The sequence below is a fragment of the Mesorhizobium sp. M0184 genome, assembly GCF_040322215.1.
Lineage (GTDB): Bacteria > Pseudomonadota > Alphaproteobacteria > Rhizobiales > Rhizobiaceae > Mesorhizobium.
In genome coordinates, this window is the sequence record NZ_JAMYSZ010000021.1 from 1 (window position 1) to 23,628 (window position 23,628).

A 23,628-nucleotide genomic window follows, 5' to 3' on the forward strand; every position below is an offset into this window, starting at 1 on the left:
TCGCCGCTGAGGGAGGGCGGCTACCCTCTCTCAGCGTTCCTTTCTGACCCATTCGGCAGCGAAAGTCATAAGACAAGCAATTCCAGGAAAAGTGTGAAGCGGTTTTCCGTCCGGAATTGCGTCAAAACAAAAAGATAGAGCGGTTCGGCGTTTCTGCGAAACGATGAACCGTTCTAGCGGATCTGCCGCCGGGTGGCCGGTTTTAGCTTGCCGGCCCCGGTCGTCTGCGGACTGCAGGCCGACGCGGCGTACCCGGCTCGGGATCGGTCTTCGCCGCACGTGCCGGCTGCCCATGAGGGGTTTCGATCAGCGTGATCTTCTGCCAGATCTTTCGCGAGAGGCTCGAAGCCAGGTTCTCGATGTCATTGACGCCGTCGATGACCACGGCGTCATTCACTGATTGCGCGAACAGCGCGGCGATCTTGCCGGTGATCGACAGCATTTCGGAGCAGTAGTCGAGATAGCGGGCAAGGTCGGCGGCGTTGGTGATGCGGGCTGGCGAATGCGCAGTCGGCTTGAAACTGGCTGAAAGCGTTGCCGGATCCTTGGTCAGCTGGTGCATGTCGATGACGTGGATCAGCGACCGCAGCCCGTGGAGCTGGCGAAACACCCGCTTGCGCTTGATCCGCTCCTCGGAGCGAATCAGGGCCAGGAAGCCCAGCACCGCGAGGATGATCATGTTGAGGGAGGCTTCGATGCCTTGCACCGACTGGAAGGCATCGTGGTTTCCCGAGATGCGGCCGAGCGGCAGGATTGTGCCGACGAACAGGAACATCAGCGCTCCGACGACGAAGGCGGCGATGATGAGGCCGCGCAGCCACCAGATCGGCGCCTCCAGCGCCTTGGCTGCCTTTGCCAGATCGCGCGACAGCGACACGAGCTCGGCGGCAACGCCGCGCAAGCCTGCATCGGGAAAGCGCTCGGCGACGCGCCCTTCCAGCCGTGCGGCGGTTTCGAGGATCAGTTTCGGATCAAGCGAGCGGTAGCGCATGACGAAATGTCCGATCGGCGCTCAGGGTTCAGCCGGGGCATTGGTGCGCTTGCCGTAGCGGTTGGGGCCGGGTTGCCCTGGAAACAGGCAAAGCACCAGAAAAGCGATGATCGAGACAACCGGCACGAAAAGCACCAGCGCCGCAACGCCCGGCTTGTCGAGGTCGTGCAACCGCTTGACCGCCAGCACCACGTTCGACCAAAGCGAGGCAATGAAGGCGATGAAGAAAATAAACGACCACATGTTGCTCTCGGTGGTGCCTTCCGGCACCAGCGTGAAACGGTAGAGCGGGAAGGCCTGTATGATGGCCACCAGCAGTCCTCCAAGAAAATAGGCCGCGCGGCTGACGCGGCCCGAAGCTTTGAAGAAAAGCCAGATGAGGTCGGATCTATCAGGCAAGCGAATTCCGTCCGTATTCGTTGAGAAAGATCAATCGCGCAGCAATTCGTTGATCGATGTCTTGGAACGGGTTCTGGCGTCGACCCGCTTGACGATGACGGCGCAGTAGAGGCTGGGGCCGGGTTCGTTGTTTGGAAAAGGCTTGCCCGGCAGCGAGCCGGCGACGACGACGGAATTAGGCGGCACCTCGCCGTAGAAGATCTCGCCGGTGGCGCGGTCGACGATCTTGGTCGACTGGCCGATGAAGACGCCCATGCCGAGCACCGAGCCTTCGCGAACGATGCACCCTTCGACCACTTCGGAACGGGCACCGATGAAACAGTTGTCCTCGATGATGGTTGGGCCGGCCTGCATCGGCTCCAGCACACCGCCGATGCCGACGCCGCCCGACAGATGCACATTCTTGCCGATCTGGGCACAGGAGCCGACCGAAGCCCAGGTGTCGACCATGGTGCCGCTGTCGACATAGGCGCCGACATTGACGAAGGACGGCATCAGCACGGCGCCGGGCGCGACATAGGCGGAGCGGCGCACGATCGACGACGGCACGGCGCGGAAGCCCGCCTTCTCAAAATCGACGGCGCTCCAGCCGTCGAACTTCGAAGGCACCTTGTCCCACCATACCGCCTGACCGGGACCGCCCTTTATGATCTCCATCGGGGTGAGCCGGAACGACAGCAGCACCGCTTTCTTCAGCCACTGGTTGACGTGCCATTTGCCGTCGGCCTGCCGCTCGGCGACGCGGGCGACGCCCCGGTCGAGCAGGTCGAGCGCCGATTGGATGGCCTCGCGCGTCTCGCCGCGGGTTGCGGTCGAAATCGTGTCGCGTTCCTCGAAGGCGTTCTCGATAATCTCCTCGAGGCTCGCGAGATCGGGCTTCGACATGAATTCGCTCCATTACCAAGCTGTTAAGGGCCGGCGCCTTAACCTGTTTGAAAGTCGCGCGGACCCTATGTGAAGGCTTGGGGAGGGTCAATCGCGGCAGCGTCACGGGACGGCGCAGGTGAATGATTGGACGGGTAAAGCAAATATGACTCCCATGGAAAAGACGGGATGGACGCCGCTGCCGCATTCGGACGAGGATCTGGAGCGGTCGAGAAGCGTGCCGGACACGCCGCAAACGCGCGCGGAGACATACCGGCTGGCCTGGAACGATCCCGATTTCATGACGCGGCGCGAGTTGCGCGCGGTCAGGCTGCAGCTCGAACTGCTGAAACCGGAGATGATCCTGGCCGAGCGCGGCATCCAATCGACCGTCATCCTGTTCGGCGGCGCCCGCATCCCCGAGCCCGGCGGCGAAGCCTGGGCGGCCAAGAACGAGACGCAGAAGAAGAACCTCGAGCAAAACAGCAAATATTACGAGGAGGCGCGCAAATTCGCCCGCCTCTGCTCGCAGCAGTCGGCCATCTCGTACTATCGCGAATTCGTCGTGGTGACCGGCGGCGGGCCGGGCGTCATGGAGGCCGGCAATCGTGGCGCCGACGATGTTGGCGCGCCGTCGATCGGTCTCAACATCGTGCTGCCGCACGAGCAGGCGCCAAACGCCTACGTGACGCCGGAACTCTGCTTCAACTTCCACTATTTCGCGGTCCGCAAGATGCATTTCGTCATGCGTGCCAAGGCCGTTGCGGTGTTTCCAGGCGGCTTCGGTACGATGGACGAGTTCTTCGAAACGCTGACCCTGATCCAGACCGGCCGCATGGAACGCGTGCCGGTCATCCTGTTCGGCAAGGCTTTCTGGGCAAGGGCGATCGACCTCGATTTCCTCGCCGAGCAAGGCACGATCACGCCCGGCGACCAGGATATCATCGATTTCGTCGACACTGCCGACGAGGCCTGGGGGATCGTCAGCCGCTTCTATAAACTATGACATGCAAGCAAGGACTTGAAGCGCGCCGGCTGCCTCAAGCAGGGACTTCCACGATCGCCGTGAGAAAGCCGGCGAGGTCGTCGGTGACGAAGTCCACATCGTCCTCGTTGGCCGGGTCGCGTTCCCAGATTTCCGAGAAGGTCGGCTCGAAATTGCGCGGCACCACCAACACTGTGGTCATGCCCAGCGATTTCGGCACCGACAGGTTGCGGGCAAGATCTTCGAACATCACCGCATTTTGCCCGGTAACGGCGTGGAGTTCGGCAAATTTCTCATAGGATTGCCGCGCCGGCTTGGGGTTCAGTCCGGCTGCGACGATATCGAAAATATCATCGAAATGCTCGAGAATGCCCAACTGCCGCGCGGTGCGTTCGGCATGCCGGCGATCGCCATTGGTGAAGATGAATTTACGGCCGGGAAGCTGGCGAATGGCGGTGCCTAGGACGGGATCTGGAACCAGCCAGGAATAATCGATGTCGTGGACCTTCTCGAGAAAATCATCGGGGTCGATGCCGTGGCGCGTCATCAATCCGTTCAGCGTCGTGCCATATTCGCGGTAGAGCTCCTTTTGCAGCTTGCGTGCTTCCTCGCGCGGCAGCGTCAGCAATTCTCCGACGTAGGCGGTCATCTTCACATCGATCTGCGAAAACAGATTCGAATGATGCGGATAAAGCGTGTTGTCGAGATCGAACACCCAGTCGGTGACATGGGCAAAGCGGGCGGGGTCGGGAAGTGTGGTCATACGTCCTTATGGCACGAAACGATCTTTCTAACAGGAGGTTTATCCACAACCTATGCGCGCCCTGGGTGGTAAAAATGGCGCCATGATTAAAATCTTAAGGATCGCCGAAAGGTGACATTCAGCGCTTTGCTGGAACCAAGACGGACCAGTGGGAGCAAGCGATGAATCGCATATTTCTAAAGTCTGCCGCCATCGCTTTCGCCTCCGTCGCGGTCTCGCTTTTGCTGACGCTGATCGTCGTGCCGGCAATGGGGTTTCCGATCAATCGCACCATCTGGCTGACATCCACCGTGTGCCCGCTCGCGCTTGCCTGGAGCGTCGGCGCCTATACGTTCTGGCAGGGCGAAAGGTTGCAGACCGCGCATCGCGAGCTCGCCCGCGCCCATGCCCAACTCGCCGCCGCGCACAGGCGCTTGGCGGAAAAGGCGAGCCGCGACGACATGACGGGCATGCTCAACCGCGAAAGTTTCTTTGCCGCTCTCGACGGCTCCCGGCGCAAATCCGATCGCGGGGCATTGCTGATCGTCGATGCCGACCATTTCAAGACCATCAACGACAGCTACGGCCATCTGATCGGCGACGATGCGCTGCTCCTGATCGCAAACGCAATAGAGCGTGGCGTGCGCAGCGGCGACGTGCTTGGCCGCATCGGCGGCGAGGAATTCTGCGCCCTTCTGATTGGTGCCACCGAACACGAGGCCAGGCGCATCGCCGAGCGCATCCGGCGTGAAGTCGAGCGTATCCGTTTCCGGCCCGTCGACGAACGAACGGTTCCGCTGACAGTCAGTATTGGCGGCATCACCTGCGGCAGAGACGCCGCAGTGTCGGAGCTAATGCGCGCCGCCGACCAGCGGCTCTACGAGGCCAAGCATCGCGGCCGCAATCTGTCGATCATCGACCGCGATATTTCCGAAGCCGCCTGAGCTCGGCCCTAAGCCTTCTGCTGCATTCAACCGCGCCGCTGCCAGACTGTCAAAATCCGAAGATGGCGATGCGGAACAGCAGGGCGGCCGCCGCCAGCGCGACCAGAGCGATGCCAAGGCCAATGGGAGAGCCCCAGCCATACCACTCCATCGCCAGCTTGGCATATTTGAACTCCTCGGCCGGTGTGAGTAGGCCGCGCGTTGGGGTCTGATTCATGTTTCACTCCTTGCAGGCTGCGACAGGCCTTGCCTTGCGCCTGATGCAGCATATTACTATAATGGACGTAATGTTAGGCAGATTGATAGTTAGATGGTCGAAATAAATTCGTCAAGCATGAATCGGGCCGACATGAAGACCGCCATCAGCCTTGCCATTATGGGCTGGCAGGACGCGACGCAGGCTTATGACGAGGCAGTGGGCGATAGGCTTGGGCTGAGTATGGCGGAACGCCATTGCCTGGCGCTGCTCTATGGCGGCCCGCGATCGGCTGGCGAGGTCGCGGCCGCAACAGGATTGACGCCGGCCGCGGTCACCGCGCTGATCGACCGGCTGGAGGCACGCGGCCTGCTGACACGAACGCGCAGCCTTGAGGACAGGCGCAAGGTGGTCATAGAGGCGACGGAACTCACGCGAGAACTATCGACGCGCTATTATGGCGCGATCGCGCAGGAGGGGGAAAAGGTGATCGCCACATTCAGCGACACTGAGCTCGCCACGATCCTGCGCTTCGTCACGGCGTCCCTCGACCTTCAGCGCGACCAACTGGCCCGGCTGAAGGCCGAGGCGTTGGAAACAGCCGACAGCCTATAGGCTCGCCGGGTCGAGCGCTGGCTCGCCTTTGCGGCGCGCCACGATCGCCGCAAGATCGGCGGTCTCGAAAGCATCACGCAGGGCGTCGAACGACGGCAGCACGAAATAGGCACGCTGGAACTTGTCGATCTCGTAGCCGGTGCGCATTACGGTTTCCAGGTCGAAGGGGACATGGTGCGCCTCGCCGCCTTCGATCGCGAACTGAAGCTCGGTGAAGGATGACATCAGCCCGGCACCGAAAGCCTTCAGCGGCTGGCCCGGCTCGCGCATCAGCCCGTATTCGACGGTGTACCAGTAAAGCCGGGTGATCATCTCGTCGCCGCCGAGCGCAATCACGCTGTCGGCCTTCTTGCCATACATCTGTATGAAGTCGGCAAAGACCGGCTGCGTCAGGATCGGCACGTGACCGAAGAAATCGTGGAACATGTCGGGCTCGACAATGTAGTCGAGCTCCTTTTGGGTTCGCAGCCAGTTGGTGACCGGGAACCGGCGGTTGGCGAGGTGGTCGAAGAACGGCGCGGCGGGAATGAGCCCCGGCACGGCGACGATCTCCCAGCCGGTGAGCTTGCGCAGCTTCTCGCTGACCGCACCGAAATCCGGGATCTTATCGAGAAGACCGAGCGCCGCAACGCCATCGAGGTAGGAGTGGTGGGCGAGCTTCCTGGTCAGCTTCGTCTGGCGGTCGCACAGCGTGCGCCACACCGCCTGTTCTTCGTCGCTGTAATTGTAGCCCTGCGCCACGGTGAAATCGGCACGGCAGACCGAATAATCGCCGCGAAGGCCTCGCGCCGCGCATTCGCGGGCATAGTCGGCAACGTTCATTGTCATGGCTTGCTCTCCCTGGAAATCATGATCAGCGGATTGCCGGAAATTCTAGCGGGATGGCGCGAGGCAAATCAGCTTTGATGGTGGCTCAAATGCGGGGTTGGAGGTAAAAGACTCCACGGTCGAGCTTTGGGAGAGTGAAAATGCCTCAGTTTGATGAATTCGAGATCAAGATGCTCGACATCCTGCAACGCGACGGGCGCAAGCCGGTCTCCGAATTGGCGCAGGAGATTGGGCTGTCGACGACACCTTGCGCGCGGCGCTTCGAGGCCCTTCAGCAAGCGGGCATCATAAAGGGCTTTGCTGCGGTGCTCAGCCGCCGCGCCGTCGGGCTGATGGTCGAAGTGTTCATCCAGGTGCGCCTCGTAACCCACAGCGACGGTTCGCCCGAAACCTTTATCGCCGCCGTGCAGCGCATGGACGAGGTGTCGTCGTGCTGGACGATGACTGGAGACTACGATTTCCTGCTGCATGTCATGGTGCCGTCGGTCGACGAGCTCAATGCCTTCGTCATGCACCGGCTGATGCGGCTCGAAGGCGTGCGCGACGTACACACGCAGCTTGTGCTGCAGAACATCAAGGGGCCTGGCCATGTGCCGCTTGCACATCTCAGACGATAGGCATTTCTGCGGAAAAGCTGCACACAAACTGCTGAAGCGAGCCAATCTCCGGAACTAGATCGCCGACTACGACATGCGGACCGCCATTGCATAAGGCCCGCCATGAAAATCGTCCTGATCAACCCGCCGCATACCGCCATCGGCAGCCGTGTGCCGGACGACCATCTGCCGCCGCTCGGCTTGCTGGCACTGGGCGGTCCGCTGATCGACGCGGGACATCAACTACGGCTTGTGGACGCCGAATTCGGGCCGATGGCGCTTGCCACGCTGGTCCGGGACGCCTTGAGCGACCATCCCGACTGCATTCTGATCGGCCATTCCGGCTCGACCTCTGCACATCCGACAGCCCTGCTGATCGCCGGCATGGTCAAGGACATCGAGCCAGCGACAATCCTGATTTATGGCGGCGTGTTTCCGACCTATCACTGGCGCGACATACTGGCTGAAACGAATGTCTTCGACGTCATCGTGCGCGGCGAGGGCGAGGCGACAATCGTCGCGCTGGTCGAAGCGCTTGAGAAACGCAAGCCGCTGTCGGACGTGGCGGGGATCGCTTTTCCTGACGATTTGCGCCGTCCTTTTGCCACCCGGCCGGCAAGGACGATCACCAATTTCGACGATTACCGCATCGGCTGGGAACTGATCGACTTCAGTCGCTACAGCTATTGGGGCGGCAAGCGCGCAGTAGTCATGCAATTCTCGCGAGGCTGTCCGCATCTGTGCAACTATTGCGGCCAGCGCGGCTTCTGGACGCGCTGGCGGCACCGGGACGCCGGGAAGTTCGCGCGGGAGATTGCCTGGCTATACCGCGAGCATGGCGTCGAGCTGATCAACCTCGCCGACGAGAACCCGACATCCTCCAAAAAAGCCTGGCGTGCCTTTCTCGACGCGATGATCGCCGAGAATGTGCCGGTGCTGATCGTCGGCTCCACCCGCGCCGACGACATCGTCCGCGACGCCGACAGCCTGCATCTCTATCGCAAGGCCGGCGTCATCCGCTGGCTGCTTGGTATGGAAAACACCGACGAGCAGACGCTCCAGTTGATCCGCAAGGGCGGCAGCACCTCATCCGACCGCGAGGCGATACGGCTGCTGCGCCTCAACGGCATCTTGTCGATGGCGACCTGGGTGGCCGGTTTCGAGGACGAAAGTTTGCGCGACCTCTGGCGCGGCTTCCGCCAGCTGATCGCTTATGACCCCGACCAGATCCAGGCGCTCTATGTGACGCCGCATCGCTGGACGCCGTTCTTCAGGATTGCCAGGGACCGCAAGGTGATCCAGCTGGACGCCCGCCTGTGGGACTACAAGCACCAGGTGCTGCGGATGACCCGCCTCAAGCCGTGGATGTTGTTCTTCGCCGTTAAGCTGATCGAACTGGCCGTGCAGTCGCGGCCCAAGGCGCTGGCGCGCATCCTGTTCCACAAGGATCCGGAGCAACGGCATTCGATGCGCTGGTACACCAAAATGGGCCGCCGCGTCTGGTTCCGCGAAGTCTGGGGCTTTCTGGTCCGCGACCGCCGCCTGAAAAATGGCCCGACGCTCGCCGAATTCTGGGGCGCGCCGCAAGACGAGGAAGAGGAATCGATGGTTGTCGAACGCCTGTCGCGTCAGTCCGTGACCGCTATTTCGCCAAACGCTTGAGCCCCTCAGACACCCGGCCTCACGGCACGATCAGCGTGCCGGCGCCGTGTTCGGTGAACAGCTCGAGCAGCACCGCATGCGGCGTCTTGCCGTTAAGGATGACGACGCCTGCGACGCCGCGCTCGATTGCCTCGATGCAGGTCTCGACTTTGGGGATCATGCCGCCCGAGACCGTGCCGTCCTTGATCAAGGCCTTGGCCTCGGCCACGGTCAACTCGTCGATCAGCTTCTTGTCCTTGTCGAGCACGCCGGGCACGTCGGTAAGGAACAGCAGGCGCGTCGCCTGGCAGGCGCCGGCGATGGCGCCGGCAAAAGTGTCGGCGTTGATGTTGTAGGTATGGCCGTCGCGGCCGGGCGCCACCGGCGCCAGCACCGGGATCATTTCGGACCGCGCCAGGAGGTCGAGCAATGTGCGGTCGACCTCGACAGGCTCACCAACGAAGCCCAGGTCGAGCACCCGTTCGATGTTGGAATCCGGATCGATCATGGTCTTGCGCGCCTTTTCGGCAAACACCATGTTGCCGTCCTTGCCGCACAGGCCGATCGCCCACTCGCCCTCGGCATTGATCAGCGCGACGATCTCCTTGTTGATCGACCCGGCCAGCACCATCTCGACAATCTCGACGGTCTTCTGGTCGGTGACGCGCAAGCCGCCCTCGAATTTGGATTCGATGCCCATCTTGCTGAGCATGGCGCCGATCTGCGGCCCGCCGCCATGCACGACGATCGGGTTGACGCCGGATTGTTTCAAAAGTGCGATGTCGCGGGCGAAAGCCTTGCCGAGCGCGATGTCGCCCATCGCGTGGCCGCCATATTTCACCACGACCGTCTTGTTCTCGTAGCGCTGCATATAGGGCAGCGCCCTTGAAAGCAGCGCGGCCTGCATTTCGGCGGTGGCGGCGACATCCGTCATCGGCGTGGTTCCCAGCTTGGCATGAACGGCGGCGTCTTAGCGGGAATTGGACGAGGGGGCAAACGGCTTTGCTGTCACGATCGATCAAATCACCGCCTATGCCGGCCGCTGGAGCGGCGCCCGTCGGCCCAGCCAGCCCGAGATCCTTTCCATCTGCGCAGCGAACGACAAAAGCGTTTCCTCGTCGCCGGGGCGGCCGGCGGCCTGGACGCCGAGCGGCAGGCCGGCATCGGTGACGTAAACCGGAAGCGTGATCGACGGTTGCCCGCTGACGTTCTGGATCGCCGGCCAGTGGGTGAACCACAGGCTCTTGTCCATCAGCTGGCCGAATAGCGGCTTGAACTTCAGCAGGCCGGCGAGGCGCAGTCTGTCCAGAACATTCTCGATGAATTCGTCGGCGCCTTTCGGGTCCATGGTGCCGCAGGCGAGCGGCGGGTGCGCGATGACAGGCATCAGCACTGCATCATAATGCGCGGTTTCGGCGATAAGCCGGCGCGAGGTTGCGTGCAGCCGCTGCAGGCCGGCATAGATTTCGCCGGCCGAGAGAATTTCACCGAACCCGCTCATCACGCGCGTGGCGCGTTCGATGTCGCCTGAGATGGAGCGGCCGACGCGCAAGGCCTCGCCACGCATCGTGCCGGCCACCGCCGCAGCGACGGTTCTGGCAAAATCGGCGATGAAATCGCGATCGATATAGGGCAGGTCGATCTCCTCGACGCTGTGTCCGCCTTCGCGCGCCAGCCCGATCGCCGCATCCAGAGCTTTCAACGTCTCTTCCGATATCGGCAGGCCGAGCGGCGATTTTCGATAGAAGGCGAGCTTGAGCTTGCCCGGATCGCGCCCGGCGGCCGCAGCGAAACTGCCTTTCGGCGGCGGTGCCGCATAGGGCGACAGTGGGTCCGGCCCGTGGGTCAGGTCGAGCAGCCGGGCCGTGTCGCGCACCGAGCGAGCCAGCGCATGGTCGACGACGAAGCCGTACCAGCTTTCGGTGACGAGCGGCGTCAAGGGCACCCGGCCGCGCGACGTCTTCAGCCCGACCAGCCCGGTACAGGCCGCAGGCACCCTGATCGAGCCGCCGCCATCCGAGGCATGCGCCACCGGCACGACGCCGGCCGCGACCAGCGCAGCCGCACCGCCTGAGGAACCGCCGGTCGTATGCGCGGTGTCCCATGGGTTGCGGGTGATGCCGAAAGCCGCCGATTCGGTCACCAGCCTCAGCCCGTGTTCGGGTGCGGTGCTGGTGGCGATCGGGATCAGGCCGGCGGCCAGATAGCGTTCCGTCATCACCGAGCTGAAATCGGGGGTGAAGGCCGGGATGCGGCTGCCGCCATGCGTCGGCACGCCCTTCATGGCGATGCCGAGGTCCTTCAGCGCAAAGGGCACTCCGGCAAACGGCAGCTTGCGGTCGACGGTTTTCGCCCGCGCCCGCGCCGCCTCATAGAGCGGTTCGGCGATGGCGTTGATCTCCGGGTGGGTGGCCTCGGCCCGGGCGATCGCCGCATCGACGAGATCTTGCGGTGTGATCTCTCCCTTGTGCACGAGTGCGGCCTGGCCGGTTGCGTCATGCTCCCACAGAACCCGCTCGATCGACATGGTCGCCCTCCCGCTCATTGCAAGCTAGCGGGCTGCGATTTCATTGGCAATCGACGCTGGCGCTGCCGGTGCGCAAGACCATTTCAGTCGTTGCAAATACATTGCAATCGCCTAATTTGGCGGCGGATGACGCCGCAGGACATCAGCAACCTGATTGTCCGGACTTCGATGAAGGACCGGGCTGCGTTCGATCTGCTCTACCGGCAGACCAGCGCGAAACTTTTCGGCGTCTGCCTTCGTGTATTGAAGGATCGGGGAGATGCAGAAGAGGCGCTTCAAGAGGTCTTCGTCAAGATATGGACGAAGGCGGACCGTTTCGCCGTTTCGGATCTGAGCCCGATCTCCTGGCTGGTGGCCATTGCGCGCAATCATGCGATCGATCGGATCAGGGCGCGGCGAGAGCCTGCCGCCTATATCGATGCCGCGCTCGACGTGGCCGATCCGGCGCCGGGGCCGGAGGCCATGGCCGTGGCGGGCGGTGAGTCCGAACGCATCTACCATTGTCTCAAGGAATTGGAGAAGGACCGGGCGGCGGCCGTCCGGGGCGCCTATCTGGATGGCAAAAGCTATGCCGAACTGGCGGAGCGCTATGGCGTACCGCTGAACACGATGCGGACCTGGCTGCGCCGCAGCCTGTTGAAACTGAGAGAATGCCTGGAAAGATGACGCTGGCTGACGACAATGGACCGGAACGTGGGGGCGACGACCTGTTCGCCGCCGAATACGTTCTTGGCGTTCTGGCCGCCGATGAACGCGAGATCGCGTCGCGCCGCATCGATGCGGACGCCGCCTTCGCGCGCCTTGTCGATGCCTGGGAGGCGCATCTTTCGCCGATGGCCGCCGCCTATCCGGAGACAGAGCCTCCGATCAGGGTCAAGGAAGCATTGGACCGCCGGCTGTTCGCTGCAGAGCCGCGCGCCGGCCTGTGGTCGAGCCTTGGCTTCTGGCGCGGTCTTGCCGCCGCCGCCATTGCGGCGCTGGCGATCTACATCGCCGTGCCTTACTTCCGCCCGTCCACCGAACCGCCGCAGGCGCGGCTTGTCGCCTCGCTGGCGGCCGAAGGCAGCGACGTCAAATATCTCGTCGTCTACGATGCCGCCCGTCACGAGGTCGGTCTTTCCCACGTTTCCGGCGAGCGGGCCGCCGGCAAGGACTTCGAGCTGTGGATGATCGAAGGCAAGAAGGCGCCGGTGTCGATGGGCGTCATCCCGGCCGGTGCGACCGCGCATTTGGCCATCCCGCCCGCCGTCCAGGAGAAATTGGCGAAAGGCGCCGTGCTTGCGGTCAGCGTTGAGCCTGCCGGCGGTTCACCGACCGGCCAGCCGACTGGACCGGTGGTCGCAGCGGGCGATCTGAAGAGCATCTGACCGCTTCTCATCTCCGGAAGCAGACCTGAAATCTATCTCCCGCGATTGAAACGCCTGCAAAGCTTGTTGGCGGCTGTCGATCCGCGCCGGGCAAATTGCAGCGACAAATATTTTTTTGCGGAGAGGACGAAACTCCAGCATTTCTATCGCGTATCTCCTTGCGTTCCCAAATGAGGGGAACGATAACCCGAGGAGATTGAAATCATGCGTAAATCCGCCACCCTTTTGCTTGCCGGAACGGTCGCCATTTCCGCGCTCGCCACCATTGCCTATGCTCAAAATCCGATGGTCGGCGGCGCCGCCATGTATGCCCAGAAAAACATCGTCGAAAATGCTGTCAACTCGAAGGACCACACGACGCTGGTCGCTGCCGTCAAGGCAGGCGGCCTGGTCGATACGCTGCAAAGCGCTGGCCCCTTCACTGTGTTCGCGCCGACCAACGAGGCCTTTGCGGCACTTCCAGCCGGCACGGTGGAGACGCTGCTCAGGCCTGAAAACAAGGACAAGCTCGTCAAGATCCTGACTTGCCATGTCATCGGCGCCAAAGCGATGGCCGCCGACGTCGCCAAGATGGTCAAGAACGACGGCGGCACCCACAAGGTCAAGACGGTCGGTGGTTGCGAACTGTCGCTCAAGGCCGACGGCGGCAAGGTCACCGTGACCGACGAGAACGGCAACGTCGCCAATGTGACGATCGCCGATGTCGAGCAGTCCAACGGCGTCATCCACGTCGTCGACAAGGTTCTCCTGCCGAAGATGTAACAAACGCACGCTGCCGGCGAAGATATCGCTAAGGGCCTCCCTGCGCACACTCCGCGCCGTTCACGCAAGATGTGGATAGGCGCGGAGTCCCGCTTTGAGGACAGCGATCGTCACCGGCTTTTGATTTCCGTGTGGCGGTCGAATTTGGCACAAGCAATGACAGGAGGAATGGCCATGAACCGTCGCGAGCTTCTTTTGAGTGGTGCGGCAGCCATTGGCGTTGTCGCAGGCGCCACCGCGCTGCGCATGGGCGGAGCCCAGGATGCACGCGCGGCTGAGACTTTCGAGGTTACCAAGACCGAAGCCGAGTGGCGCGCCATCCTGTCCGACGCGGCCTTCAATGTGCTGCGCAAGGAGGGCACGGAATACCCGGGCACCAGTCCGCTGCTCAACGAGCACCGCAAAGGCATCTTCGCTTGCGCCGGCTGCGGCCTGCCGGTCTATTCGTCAGAGACCAAGTTCGATTCCGGCACAGGCTGGCCGAGCTTCTGGCAGGAAATCCCGAAGTCCGTCGGCAAGACCGTGGACAGGTCTTTGGGCATGACCCGCACGGAGGTCCATTGTCGCCGCTGCGGCGGCCATCTCGGCCACGTATTCGACGACGGTCCGCCGCCGACCGGGTTGCGACACTGCATCAATGGCGTTGCCTTGACCTTCAAGCCGGCGACGGCGTGAGGACGGCTGCGACCCTGACTTTGTCGGAGCGCGAGAGGACTTCGTAATGGTTGATTTTGCGCATGACCCCGAAAATCGCTTTTCGGGGTCATGCGCGAGGGCGCCAGGCGGGGGATCCAGCGCGCCTCAATGGCCTACGCCACCGCCGCCCTGAGCGGCTGGCTTGCGGATCACCAGGGTGAAGAGCCCAAGCGTCGCGAACAAAACCGTCAGCATGAAGAATACGTCCATGAACGACAGCAGCGACGCCTGCTGCTGGACCATGCCTGACAGTTTGGAGATGGCCGCCTTGGAGGCGTCGAGCCCGGCGGTCTGCTCGAAGTTGAGCGTCATGTTCTGCAGCTTCTGCTGTGCAGCGGCACTTCCCCATTGCACGTGCTCGGAGAGCCTGGCGTAGTGGAAGGCATTGCGGTCGATCAGCACGGTGTTGATGACTGCCAGGCCGACGGCGCCGCCGAGATTGCGGGTCAGGTTGAACAGGCCAGACGCATTCTTCAGCCGCTCCGGCGGCAAGGTTCCGAGCGCAATGTTGTTGATCGGCACCATGCAAAGCATCATCGAGCAGCCGCGCAGGATCTGCGGGATCAGCAGTTCATAGAAATCCCAGTCGGCGGTGAGATGCGTCATCCACCAGGTCCCCGTGGCGAAGCCGAAGAAGCCGATCATCATCATGATGCGCGGGTCCATCTTGTTCGACAGGATGCCGGAGATCGGCGCAGTGAAGAACATGGCTAGGCCGCTGACGAACAGCGCCTCGCCGATCATCATCGAATCGTAGCCGCGGATCCGCCCCAGGAACACCGGATAAAGATAGGTCAGACCGTAGAGGCCGATGCCGACGACGAAGGAGAACAGCGAGCCGAAGGCAAAATTGATATTGCTGAAAGCCCTCAGATCGACAATCGGCTCCTCGGCGGTGAACACGCGCCAGAAGAACAGCACCGCGCCGAAGGTCATGATGACGGCGCAGATGAACACCGCCTGATCCTGCAGCCAGTCGTTGTTGGGACCTTCCTCCAGCACATATTCCATGCAGCCCAGGAAGGCGGCCATGCCGGCAAGCCCCCACCAGTCGAACTTGCTGAACAGCTTGAGATTGGGTTTGTCGAAGTCGATCAGCGACCAGGCGGCCGTCGTCACCAGAATGCCGGGCACGACGTTGACCAGGAACAGCCAGTGCCAGGACATGGCATGGCTGATATAGCCGCCGACGGTCGGGCCGATGGTTGGCGCCAGCGTCGCTACCAGGCCGATCATCGGCGAGACGATGGCGCGACGCGACGGCGGGAAGATGGTGAAGGCGGCTGCAAAGACGCTCGGGATCATGCCGCCGCCGATGAAGCCCTGCACGGCGCGGTAGACGATCATCTGGTCGATATTGGTTGCGGTCGCCGCCAGCGCGCTGGCCGCGGTGAAACCTGCCGCCGAGATTGTGAACAGCACCCGCGTCGACAGCATCCGGCTGAGGAAGCCCGACAGCGGGATCATCACCACCTCGGCAATCAGATACGCCGTCTGCACCCACGGAATCTCGTCCGAACTGGCGCTCAGCCCCGCCTGGATCTCGGCCAGCGAGGCCGAGACGATCTGGATGTCCAGGATGGCCATGAACATGCCGAACACCATTGCCAGGAAGGCGATGACGCGGCGTGTCGAGATGTGGTCAACCGGCGCCGGCATGGCTGGCGTCGGCGCCGATCCTGCAGTTAGGGTTGCGGTCGCCATGACCTTTGCTCCCGGTTCCGCTTTACTTCGATGCCGCAGGCGCCGTGCGGCTGTCGACGGCGACGACGACGCTCAGGCCGGCGCGCAGCTTGCCCGTCTTCAGCACATCCGCGGGCACGTCGATGCGAACCGGAACACGCTGCACCACCTTGGTGAAATTGCCTGTGGCGTTCTCCGGCGGCAGCAGCGAGAACACTGCTCCCGAAGCCGGGGCCAGCGACGACACGGTACCCTCGATGTTCTGACCGTCGATCGCGTCGACCGACACTCTGACCTTTTCACCAGGCACCAGCCGGGCAAGCTGGGTCTCCTTGAAGTTGGCGACGATGTAGAGCTTGTCCATTGGCACGATGACGGCGAGCTTCTGTCCGGGGCTGATCAGGTCGCCCTGCTCGACCGAGCGGTTGCCGACCACGCCGTCATAGGGTGCGCGCAGCACGGTGAAGGACAGATCCCGCACCGCCTTGTCGTGGGCAAGCTGCAGCGAGGCCAGCGTGCTTGCCGATTCCGCCCGCTGCGCCTGGAGCACGCCGATATTCGCCTGAGCCGCCGCGATCTGCGCGTCGGCGCCGGCTAGTGCGGCATTGGCTTGCTCGACCGCCGTCTGGGCATCGTCCAACTGGGCCTGAGTACCGACGCGGGTCTTGAGCAACTGGGCGGCACGAACCTGAGCTCGCTTCGCATTATCGGCCGCGGCCTGGTCGGCGGTCTTCTGCGCCTGCGCCTGCTTGAGCGAGGCGCGCGCCGCCTCGGTCTGGGCATCGATGCGGTCGAGCGTCTTGCTCAACGTGGCGATCTGCGCCTCGGCCTGGGCAACGGCTATCTTGTAGTCGCCGTCATCGACGATCAGCAGCGGGTCGCCGGCCTTCACCTGCTGGTTCTCGGTCACTTTGACCTGATCGACATAACCCGAGATTTTTGGCGAGATGAACGCCGTGTCGGCCTGGACATAGGCGTCGTCGGTCGTGATCATGAAGCGCCCGTCGGTCCAGTAATCATAGCCATACCAGGCGCCGGCGCCCAGCAGGGCCAGGCCGATGATGGGCAGCAACATCGAGCGCATCGAGCGCTTCTTCTTGGCGGGAGCCAGCGGGGTGACGTCGGCGGGCTTGAGAGGGGCTTCCGGCGCTTCGATCGCAGGCTGGACCTTGGCACTGGGGAACGGGCGGACTTCGGCACTGGTGGGCGCGTTCGAGGACATGATATCTCTCTAAATTAACTGGCGCTGAATTTCGTCAGACTGAACCGTTCGGTTCGATCTCGACGTTGACTTAGCGCTTAAAGAGGCCCATATCAAGAGCAATCGAACCGGATGGTTCGAATTATTTTACGAGGTGTGACATTATGGCCGAAGCCCCCAAGGCCGCTCCTTTGCCTGATTCAGGCCCATTGCCCGGCGCCGGCAAGGACCAGTGCGATCTGCTGGACAGTCTGCCGCGCGGCCGCCCGGCCGCGGGGCAAGACCCGGTCAAGCGCAGCCAGATCATCGAGGGTGCGCGCCGTGTCTTCATCGACAAGGGCTTCGAAGCCGCGTCGATGAACGACATTACGCGCGAGGCCGGCGTGTCCAAGGGCACCATCTATGTCTACTTCGCCAATAAGGAAGAGCTGTTCGAAGCGCTGATCGAGGAAGAGCGCGGCACGATTTTCAAGAACATGTATGAAGTGCTCGACCAGATTGGCGACCTTCGCCAGACGCTGGTGAAGTTCGGCGTCGTGCTGTCCATGAAGATCACTTCGGCGAGGGTCATCCTGGCGCAGCGGACGGTGATCGGCGCGTCGGAACGCATTCCGGAGCTTGGTGCCCGGTTCTACGAACGCGGCCCGAAGCGTGGCCATGACAGGGTCGTCGTTTTCCTCAACATGGCTATCGAACGCGGCCTGCTGAAGATCGACGACGTCGAACTTGCCGCCTATCAGTTCACCGAGCTGTGTCTGGCCGGTCTTTTCCGCCAGTGCATATTCGCCTATCGCACCAAGGCGCCAAGTGCGGCCGAGATCGAACACATCGTCAGGTCGGGCGTCGACGTGTTCCTGAAGGCCTACGGCACCGAACAGCTGGCAGAGCAGGAACGGGCCTCCAGCCCCGCCTGACAGGCTGCCAGGGTCGGTGGCCTATCCGCCATTGGCGGCGAGCACGATCGCCGCACGCAATTCCTCGAGGCCCTCGCTCTTTTCCGACGACGTGGCGAGCACGAAGGGAAATGCCGCCGGGCGTTTCTTGATCTTCTGGAGCGTTTCCTCGATCAGCCGCGGTACCCCCGCCGCTTTGATCTTGTCGGTCTTGGTCAGCACGATCTGATACGACACCGCCGCCTTGTCGAGCAGCGACAGCACCTCGTCGTCCTTGGCCTTGATGCCATGGCGGGCATCGATCAGCACGTAGACGCGCTTCAGCGTCACCCGGCCCTTGAGATAGTCGAACACGAGCTTCGTCCACTCGTCAACCTTTTCCTTCGGTGCCGTGGCGTAGCCATAGCCTGGCATGTCGACCAGCGCCATCGGCGGCAGATCGGCGCCTTCTCCCGAAAATCCGCCAGGCACGAAATAGTTGAGCTCTTGCGTGCGGCCCGGCGTGTTGGAGGTGCGCGCCAGCCCCTTTTGGTTGACCAGCGCGTTGATCAGCGACGATTTGCCGACATTGGAGCGGCCGGCAAAGGCGATCTCGGGCGGTCCCTCCGGCGGCAGGAATTTCATCGCCGGCACGCCGCGGATGAAGATCCAGGCTCGCGTGAACAATTCGATGCCGATCGTGGTCTTGTTCAACGCGTTCAAACCGCTGCCTCCAGAAGAAAAATGTTGCTGCCACGAATGGCATCGAGATTGCGGCTGATCTTTTCCACCGGCCAGTGCCACCACGCCAGCGCCAGCAGCCGCCGGATGGTCCTGTCATCGAAGCGCATCTTCACCACCTTGGCCGGATTACCGGCGACAATCGCATAGGCTGGCACATCGTGCGTCACCACCGACTTTGCCGCGACGATAGCGCCGTCGCCGATTTTCACGCCCGGCAGCATCACCGCTTCCATGCCGATCCAGACGTCATTGCCGACGATTGTGTCGCCACGCACCTCCTTCGACCATGTCGCCGGGTCGAAGCCTTCCTCCCAGCCATGGCCGAAGATGTTGAACGGATAGGTCGAAAAGCCGGACATGGCGTGATTGGCGCCGTTCATGATGAAGCGCGCACCCTCGGCAATGGCGCAGAACTTGCCGATGATCAGCCTGTCGCCGATGAACGGATAATGATGCAGCACGCATTTTTCGGCGAATTTGTCGGGTCCGTCAGGGTCGTCATAATAGGTGAAGTCGCCGATCTCGATATTCGGCGCCGTCACCAGCGGTTTCAGAAAGCCGACGCGTGTGTGCAACGGGATCGGATGCTTGATCGATGGATTGGGTCCGGTCATATCGAGCTCCGTCGGGCAACTGCCAGCCAGGTCAAAATAGCGCGATCCGTCCGGCAGTACCAATCGCTTAATCCAGGCGGGCAGCTTGTGCAAAAAGCCCCGGACGAACCGGGGCTTTTTGGTTTCGCGTCCTAGGAGCGCCGGCTATTCCGCCGGCGACGGTTTCTTGCGGAACAGCGCGACCAGATTGTCCCACAATTCGATCTTAGCGCCTTGCCGCTTCATGATCACGCCCTGCTGCAGGATCGACAGCGTGTTGTTCCAGGCCCAGTAGATGACGAGGCCGGCCGGAAAACCCGCCATCATGAAGGTGAAGATCACGGGCATCCAGGTGAAGATCGCCGCCTGCGTCGGGTCCGGCGGCGTCGGGTTCATGCGCATCTGCAGGAACATCGTCACGCCCATGATCAGCGGCCAGACGCCGATCATCAGCATGTGCGGCAAGGTAACGGGGATCAGCCCGAACAGGTTGAAAATCGATGTCGGGTCCGGCGCCGCCAGATCCTGGATCCAGCCGAAGAACGGCGCGTGCCGCATCTCGATGGTGATGTAGAGCACCTTGTAGAGCGAAAAGAACACCGGGATCTGCAATGCCACCGGCCAGCAGCCGGCGAGCGGATTGATCTTCTCGGTCTTGTAGAGCTCCATCATCGCCTGCTGCTGCTTCATCTTGTCGTCCGCGTATTTCTCGCGGATCTCGAGCATCTTGGGCTGTACCTTCTTCATGTTCGCCATCGACGCATAGGACTTGTTGGCGAGCGGGAAGAACAGCGCCTTGACAATGACGGTGGTGGCGAGGATCGCCAGACCGAAATTGCCGAAGAATTTGTAAAGCGTGTCGATCAGCGAGAACATCGGCTGAGTTATGAACCAGAACCAGCCCCAATCGATCAGCTTTTCGAAAAGCCTTATCTTGCGATCTTTCTCGTAAGCATTGATCTTGTTGACTTCCTTTGCGCCGGCAAAGATCTCCGATTCAATGGTCTTGGATTCGCCGGGCTGCAGCGCAATCGCGTCCGTGCGGAAGTCAGCTTGATAGCGATGACGGCCGTCCTCGTAATAAGCGAAGTTTGGCTGAAACTCCTGCGCCTCTGTCGGCACCAGCGTCGCCGCCCAGTATTTGTCGGTGATGCCCAGCCAACCGTCCTTGGACTTGCTCGGTGTGTACTGCTTGTTTTTCTCGAGATCGGCGTATTTGTGTTCCTGCAGGCCTTCGCTGCCGGTGACGCCGATCAGGCCTTCGTGCAACACATAGGTGCTGGCGACCGCCGGCTTGTCGAAGCGGGTGATGCGGCCGTAATTGAACAGCGAGACAGAGCTGCTACCGGAATTCTGCACGGTGTCGGAAACGGTGAACATGTAGTCGTTGTCGACCGAGAGTGTGCGTTTGAAAGTCAGGCCCTTGTCGTTGGTGAAGGTGAGCGTCACTGGTGTAGCCGGCGTTAGCGTCGGATTGCCGTCGACGTTCCAAACGGTCTTGGGTCCCGGCAGCGTTCCCACCTTGTCTTCGCCAACAAAGCCGATCTCGGCGAAATATCCGTTCGGCAGCGACTCAGGATTGAGCAGCGCGATCTTGGGTGAGTTTTTGTCGACCGTCTCCGTGTAGTGCTTGAGCTTGAGATCATCGAGACGCGCGCCGGTGAGGTTGATCGAGCCTTCGAGGCTCGGCGTGTCGATCTTGACGCGCTTGGTCGAGGCGATCGCCTGGTCGCGGCTAGCCGCGGCGACGGCTTCGCCGCCAGGCGCGCTCGGAATGGCGCCGGGCTGCACCGGTGTTTCGCTGGCGCCCGGACTGGTGCCTTGGGCGGCCTTCTTCTGCTCCGCCACGCGCTGCTCTTCGATGCGGGCGGCTTCGCGCTGCATCTCGCTGCGCGGCATCACATAGAAATATTGCCAAAGCGCCAGGATCAGCACCGACAGTGCGATGGTGATGAAGAAGTTGCGGTTGTTTTCCATCGAAGCCCTTGGCCTATCGTGTTCCACGCAATCTGCGGGAGAGTTCGGCCTTCAACTGGCCGAACGGAGTGGTAAGCACGTCTTCGCGCCCGACGATGACATAATCATTGCCCGGCGCCATGTCATCCGCGGCATGCGTGCGCACGGCCTCTCTGAGCCGCCGCCGGATGCGGTTGCGAACGACGGCGTTGCCGACCTTCCTAGTGACGGTGTAGCCGACGCGCGGCGCCTCGCTGTCGCCGCGGCCCACGACCTCGACGAGGAAAAGCCGCCCGCGGCGCTTTTCGCCGCGGCGGACAGCCAGGAATTCCGCGCGCTTCAGAAGCCGCTTGGGATGGGCACCCGTTGGCTTGCCGGTTGCGGGCAACGATCTTGTCTCTCGCTTGGTGCTCAGGCGCTGAGACGCTTGCGGCCGCGGTTGCGGCGGGCTGCGACGACGCCGCGGCCACCTTTGGTGGCCATGCGGGCGCGGAAACCGTGCCTGCGTTTGCGGACGAGTTTGGACGGCTGGTAAGTACGCTTCATTTGTTTAAATACCGCGGGGTGCGGCCCTTCTTGATTCTGTCACTTTGTAACAGGAGCTTTGCCGGGCCGGTTTTGGCGCGATCGAAACCGCGCCGGGACGAATGGCCCGAGCGTGAGCGGGCTTATAGAAAGAAGGGTTTTGGAAGTCAATCCAGCGTGTCGGGCCGGCATTGTCGGACCGGCATCGGAGTCTTGCGGCCCTTTGTCCGGCTTCGGCCAAGGATGAATTTGGCAAAAAAGCCGCAATCGCCTAATCTCACCCGATCAAGCGATCGTGAAGACGAGCAGTCCCTAAGACAAGCAGCCGTGATGACAGGCAGCCGTGACGACGAGCATGAGTGAAGTCCCAGCAACCGACGAAAGCATCGCCCAGGCGAAGGCGGCCACCCGCAGGGTGCCGCTGGCGCGCGGCCTGTCGACCAAGTTGCTGCTGCTCACCATCGTCTTCGTGCTCTTGGCCGAAATCCTCATCTTCGTGCCCTGGATCGCTAGCTACAGGCTGAGTTGGCTGAAGGAGAGGCTGAGCACCGCCGCCGCGGTTTCCATCGTCCTGGTGCAGGGCGAACCTGCCTCGCTGTCGCGTGCCGCCCAGAACGACGTACTGATGGCGATCGGCGCCAAGGCGATCGCCGTGCGCGACGGCGGCGTCTCGCGGCTTCTGGTCGTGGCCGAAATGCCGCCGCAGGTCGACGAGCATATCGATATCGCCAATGTCGGCATGATCAAGGGCATGACCGGCGCGCTGGACACGCTGTTTTTCGGCGGCAAGCGGATGCTGCGCGTTTTCGGGCCGGTCGGCGACAGCGACAAAGAATTCGAGCTGATCATGCCCGACCACCGCCTGCGCAATGCCATGCTGATCTATTCGCGCAACGTCGCCTTCGTCTCGCTGCTGATCTCGCTGTTCACCGCCATGCTGGTCTATGCCGCGATAGACCTGATCATGATCGGCCCGATCAGGACGATGACACGCTCGATGCTGTCCTTTTCGGAGGCGCCCGACGATCCCGGCCGCATCATTCACCCCGCCGCCCGGGCCGACGAGATCGGCGTCGCCGAACGCGAGCTGTCGCAGATGCAGGAGCGGCTGCAGAAGATGCTGACCGAGCAGAAGCACCTGGCCGATCTCGGCCTGGCCGTGTCGAAGATCAACCACGACATGCGCAACATCCTCGCCTCGGCGCAGCTGATGTCGGACCGCCTGCGCCAGGTCAAGGACCCGACCGTGCAGGCCTTCGCGCCAAAACTGCTGCGCGCGCTCGACCGTGCGGTGTCCTACTCGGAGGGCGTGCTGGCCTATGGCCGCACCCAGGAGCCGCCGCCGTCGCGCCGCAGGCTGCGGCTGCGCCAGCTGGTCGAGGACGTCCAGGGCCTGCTCGACATCGAATGCGGCATCGAATTCGTCAACGCCGTCGATCCGGTGCTCGAGGTCGACGCCGATTCCGACCAGCTGTTCCGCGTGCTCACCAATCTCAGCCGCAACGCCGTGCAGGCGATGGCGGCCGATACCGAGAGCGCCGTGGTGCGCCGCTTGACCATATCGGCCGAGCGCATCGGCAGCGTCAGCCGCATCGTCGTCACCGACACCGGCCCCGGCCTGCCGCCAAAGGCGCGAGAAAACCTGTTCGCGGCATTTCGCGGCTCGGCCCGCAGCGGCGGCACCGGCCTTGGCCTGGCGATCGCCCATGAATTGATCCGCGCCCATGGCGGCACGGTGGAGCTGGTCGAAAGCATCGGCGGCCGCACCACATTCGCGGTCACCATTCCCGACCAGCCGGTCCGGCTCGACCAAGCCCGCAACGGTCTGCGCCGCCCGGCGTAACGAACCGTTTCGTTACGGACCGTTTCAATTCGCAAATGGTTGGTCCGAGACTACGAGC

Annotated in this window: 26 protein-coding genes; 11 read left to right on the forward strand and 15 right to left on the reverse strand. The window is 62.4% G+C overall.

Going from position 1 to position 23,628, the window contains the following annotated elements; genetic code table 11:
* Window positions 1–202: 202 nt before the first annotated feature.
* The 3 genes from NKJ23_RS22810 to dapD are packed head-to-tail and all read right to left on the reverse strand — an operon-like array spanning window position 203 to window position 2,275.
* Window positions 203–991: a hypothetical protein gene (locus NKJ23_RS22810; RefSeq protein WP_352682573.1), complete on the reverse strand. Its 789-nt coding sequence runs from the start codon at window positions 989–991 to the stop codon at window positions 203–205.
* A gap of 21 nt (window positions 992–1,012) precedes the next feature.
* Complete coding sequence (locus NKJ23_RS22815) at window positions 1,013–1,390, reverse strand: DUF805 domain-containing protein (protein WP_352455974.1); 378 nt, start codon at window positions 1,388–1,390, stop codon at window positions 1,013–1,015.
* Between the two features lie 30 nt (window positions 1,391–1,420).
* Complete coding sequence (gene dapD / locus NKJ23_RS22820) at window positions 1,421–2,275, reverse strand: 2,3,4,5-tetrahydropyridine-2,6-dicarboxylate N-succinyltransferase (RefSeq protein ID WP_023677474.1); 855 nt, start codon at window positions 2,273–2,275, stop codon at window positions 1,421–1,423.
* Between the two features lie 145 nt (window positions 2,276–2,420).
* Here dapD and NKJ23_RS22825 point away from each other — a divergent pair, with 145 nt between their 5' ends.
* Window positions 2,421–3,260, forward strand: coding sequence for an LOG family protein (locus NKJ23_RS22825; RefSeq protein ID WP_352588564.1), 840 nt, complete (start codon window positions 2,421–2,423; stop codon window positions 3,258–3,260).
* Window positions 3,261–3,294: 34 nt separating this feature from the next.
* On the opposite strand, the gene NKJ23_RS22830 is transcribed toward NKJ23_RS22825, so the two are convergent.
* Window positions 3,295–4,002, reverse strand: a complete 708-nt coding sequence (locus NKJ23_RS22830; RefSeq protein WP_023677476.1) for a pyrimidine 5'-nucleotidase — start codon at window positions 4,000–4,002, stop codon at window positions 3,295–3,297.
* Between the two features lie 161 nt (window positions 4,003–4,163).
* Between NKJ23_RS22830 and NKJ23_RS22835 the strand changes: the two genes are divergently transcribed.
* Complete coding sequence (locus NKJ23_RS22835) at window positions 4,164–4,925, forward strand: GGDEF domain-containing protein (protein WP_023677477.1); 762 nt, start codon at window positions 4,164–4,166, stop codon at window positions 4,923–4,925.
* 49 nt (window positions 4,926–4,974) lie between these two features.
* On the opposite strand, the gene NKJ23_RS22840 is transcribed toward NKJ23_RS22835, so the two are convergent.
* Window positions 4,975–5,142: a hypothetical protein gene (locus tag NKJ23_RS22840; RefSeq protein ID WP_352588558.1), complete on the reverse strand. Its 168-nt coding sequence runs from the start codon at window positions 5,140–5,142 to the stop codon at window positions 4,975–4,977.
* 93 nt (window positions 5,143–5,235) lie between these two features.
* On the opposite strand from NKJ23_RS22840, the gene NKJ23_RS22845 reads away from it, so the two are divergent.
* Entirely contained in the window at window positions 5,236–5,736 is a 501-nt protein-coding gene (locus NKJ23_RS22845; protein ID WP_023677479.1) for a MarR family winged helix-turn-helix transcriptional regulator, read from the forward strand.
* Here the strand turns inward: NKJ23_RS22845 and phhA are convergent.
* Entirely contained in the window at window positions 5,731–6,564 is an 834-nt protein-coding gene (gene phhA, locus NKJ23_RS22850; RefSeq protein ID WP_352682575.1) for a phenylalanine 4-monooxygenase, read from the reverse strand. The two genes, NKJ23_RS22845 and phhA, sit on opposite strands and share 6 nt — an antisense overlap.
* 140 nt (window positions 6,565–6,704) lie before the next feature.
* On the opposite strand from phhA, the gene NKJ23_RS22855 reads away from it, so the two are divergent.
* The gene (locus tag NKJ23_RS22855) at window positions 6,705–7,181 is read left to right on the forward strand and encodes an Lrp/AsnC family transcriptional regulator (protein ID WP_023677481.1); all 477 of its coding nucleotides are present in this window, start codon (window positions 6,705–6,707) and stop codon (window positions 7,179–7,181) included.
* 102 nt (window positions 7,182–7,283) lie between these two features.
* Window positions 7,284–8,822, forward strand: a complete 1,539-nt coding sequence (gene bchE, locus NKJ23_RS22860; RefSeq protein ID WP_352682577.1) for a magnesium-protoporphyrin IX monomethyl ester anaerobic oxidative cyclase — start codon at window positions 7,284–7,286, stop codon at window positions 8,820–8,822.
* A 19-nt stretch (window positions 8,823–8,841) separates the two neighbouring features.
* On the opposite strand, the gene argB is transcribed toward bchE, so the two are convergent.
* Window positions 8,842–9,735 carry an acetylglutamate kinase gene (gene argB / locus NKJ23_RS22865; protein WP_023677482.1) on the reverse strand — a complete coding sequence of 298 codons (894 nt, stop codon included), beginning with the start codon at window positions 9,733–9,735 and terminating at the stop codon, window positions 8,842–8,844.
* A 96-nt stretch (window positions 9,736–9,831) separates the two neighbouring features.
* Window positions 9,832–11,328, reverse strand: a complete 1,497-nt coding sequence (locus NKJ23_RS22870) for an amidase (RefSeq protein ID WP_352682579.1) — start codon at window positions 11,326–11,328, stop codon at window positions 9,832–9,834.
* A gap of 126 nt (window positions 11,329–11,454) precedes the next feature.
* Between NKJ23_RS22870 and NKJ23_RS22875 the strand changes: the two genes are divergently transcribed.
* From NKJ23_RS22875 to msrB, 4 genes are all read left to right on the forward strand, one after another.
* The gene (locus NKJ23_RS22875; protein WP_023677484.1) at window positions 11,455–11,994 is read left to right on the forward strand and encodes a sigma-70 family RNA polymerase sigma factor; all 540 of its coding nucleotides are present in this window, start codon (window positions 11,455–11,457) and stop codon (window positions 11,992–11,994) included.
* The gene (locus tag NKJ23_RS22880) at window positions 11,991–12,695 is read left to right on the forward strand and encodes an anti-sigma factor (RefSeq protein ID WP_023677485.1); all 705 of its coding nucleotides are present in this window, start codon (window positions 11,991–11,993) and stop codon (window positions 12,693–12,695) included. The genes NKJ23_RS22875 and NKJ23_RS22880 overlap by 4 nt, the downstream gene beginning before the upstream one ends.
* A gap of 204 nt (window positions 12,696–12,899) precedes the next feature.
* Complete coding sequence (locus tag NKJ23_RS22885; protein WP_352682581.1) at window positions 12,900–13,457, forward strand: fasciclin domain-containing protein; 558 nt, start codon at window positions 12,900–12,902, stop codon at window positions 13,455–13,457.
* A gap of 174 nt (window positions 13,458–13,631) precedes the next feature.
* Window positions 13,632–14,132 (forward strand): peptide-methionine (R)-S-oxide reductase MsrB, encoded by a 501-nt coding sequence (msrB, locus tag NKJ23_RS22890; protein WP_352682583.1) that lies wholly within the window; start codon window positions 13,632–13,634, stop codon window positions 14,130–14,132.
* A 126-nt stretch (window positions 14,133–14,258) separates the two neighbouring features.
* Here the strand turns inward: msrB and NKJ23_RS22895 are convergent, their stop codons facing one another.
* Together NKJ23_RS22895 and NKJ23_RS22900 are read right to left on the reverse strand one after the other, a co-directional pair.
* Entirely contained in the window at window positions 14,259–15,812 is a 1,554-nt protein-coding gene (locus tag NKJ23_RS22895) for a DHA2 family efflux MFS transporter permease subunit (protein ID WP_352682680.1), read from the reverse strand.
* Between the two features lie 67 nt (window positions 15,813–15,879).
* Window positions 15,880–17,058, reverse strand: coding sequence for an HlyD family secretion protein (locus NKJ23_RS22900; protein ID WP_352682585.1), 1,179 nt, complete (start codon window positions 17,056–17,058; stop codon window positions 15,880–15,882).
* A 143-nt stretch (window positions 17,059–17,201) separates the two neighbouring features.
* Between NKJ23_RS22900 and NKJ23_RS22905 the strand changes: the two genes are divergently transcribed.
* Entirely contained in the window at window positions 17,202–17,951 is a 750-nt protein-coding gene (locus tag NKJ23_RS22905; RefSeq protein ID WP_352682587.1) for a TetR/AcrR family transcriptional regulator, read from the forward strand.
* Window positions 17,952–17,972: 21 nt separating this feature from the next.
* Here NKJ23_RS22905 and yihA read toward each other — a convergent pair whose 3' ends face one another.
* From yihA to rpmH, 5 genes are all read right to left on the reverse strand, one after another.
* On the reverse strand, window positions 17,973–18,632 hold the full coding sequence (gene yihA, locus NKJ23_RS22910; protein WP_031193748.1) for a ribosome biogenesis GTP-binding protein YihA/YsxC: 660 nt from the start codon (window positions 18,630–18,632) through the stop codon (window positions 17,973–17,975).
* Window positions 18,629–19,267: a CatB-related O-acetyltransferase gene (locus tag NKJ23_RS22915; RefSeq protein ID WP_023677492.1), complete on the reverse strand. Its 639-nt coding sequence runs from the start codon at window positions 19,265–19,267 to the stop codon at window positions 18,629–18,631. Before NKJ23_RS22915 ends, yihA begins: the two co-directional genes overlap by 4 nt.
* Window positions 19,268–19,411: 144 nt before the next feature.
* Complete coding sequence (yidC, locus tag NKJ23_RS22920) at window positions 19,412–21,223, reverse strand: membrane protein insertase YidC (RefSeq protein WP_352517616.1); 1,812 nt, start codon at window positions 21,221–21,223, stop codon at window positions 19,412–19,414.
* Window positions 21,224–21,236: 13 nt separating this feature from the next.
* Window positions 21,237–21,590, reverse strand: a complete 354-nt coding sequence (gene rnpA, locus NKJ23_RS22925; protein ID WP_352517615.1) for a ribonuclease P protein component — start codon at window positions 21,588–21,590, stop codon at window positions 21,237–21,239.
* Between the two features lie 23 nt (window positions 21,591–21,613).
* Window positions 21,614–21,748, reverse strand: a complete 135-nt coding sequence (gene rpmH, locus NKJ23_RS22930; RefSeq protein WP_008833937.1) for a 50S ribosomal protein L34 — start codon at window positions 21,746–21,748, stop codon at window positions 21,614–21,616.
* 334 nt (window positions 21,749–22,082) lie between these two features.
* Here rpmH and NKJ23_RS22935 point away from each other — a divergent pair, with 334 nt between their 5' ends.
* Window positions 22,083–23,570 (forward strand): ATP-binding protein, encoded by a 1,488-nt coding sequence (locus tag NKJ23_RS22935; RefSeq protein ID WP_023677495.1) that lies wholly within the window; start codon window positions 22,083–22,085, stop codon window positions 23,568–23,570.
* Window positions 23,571–23,628 lie beyond the last annotated feature (58 nt).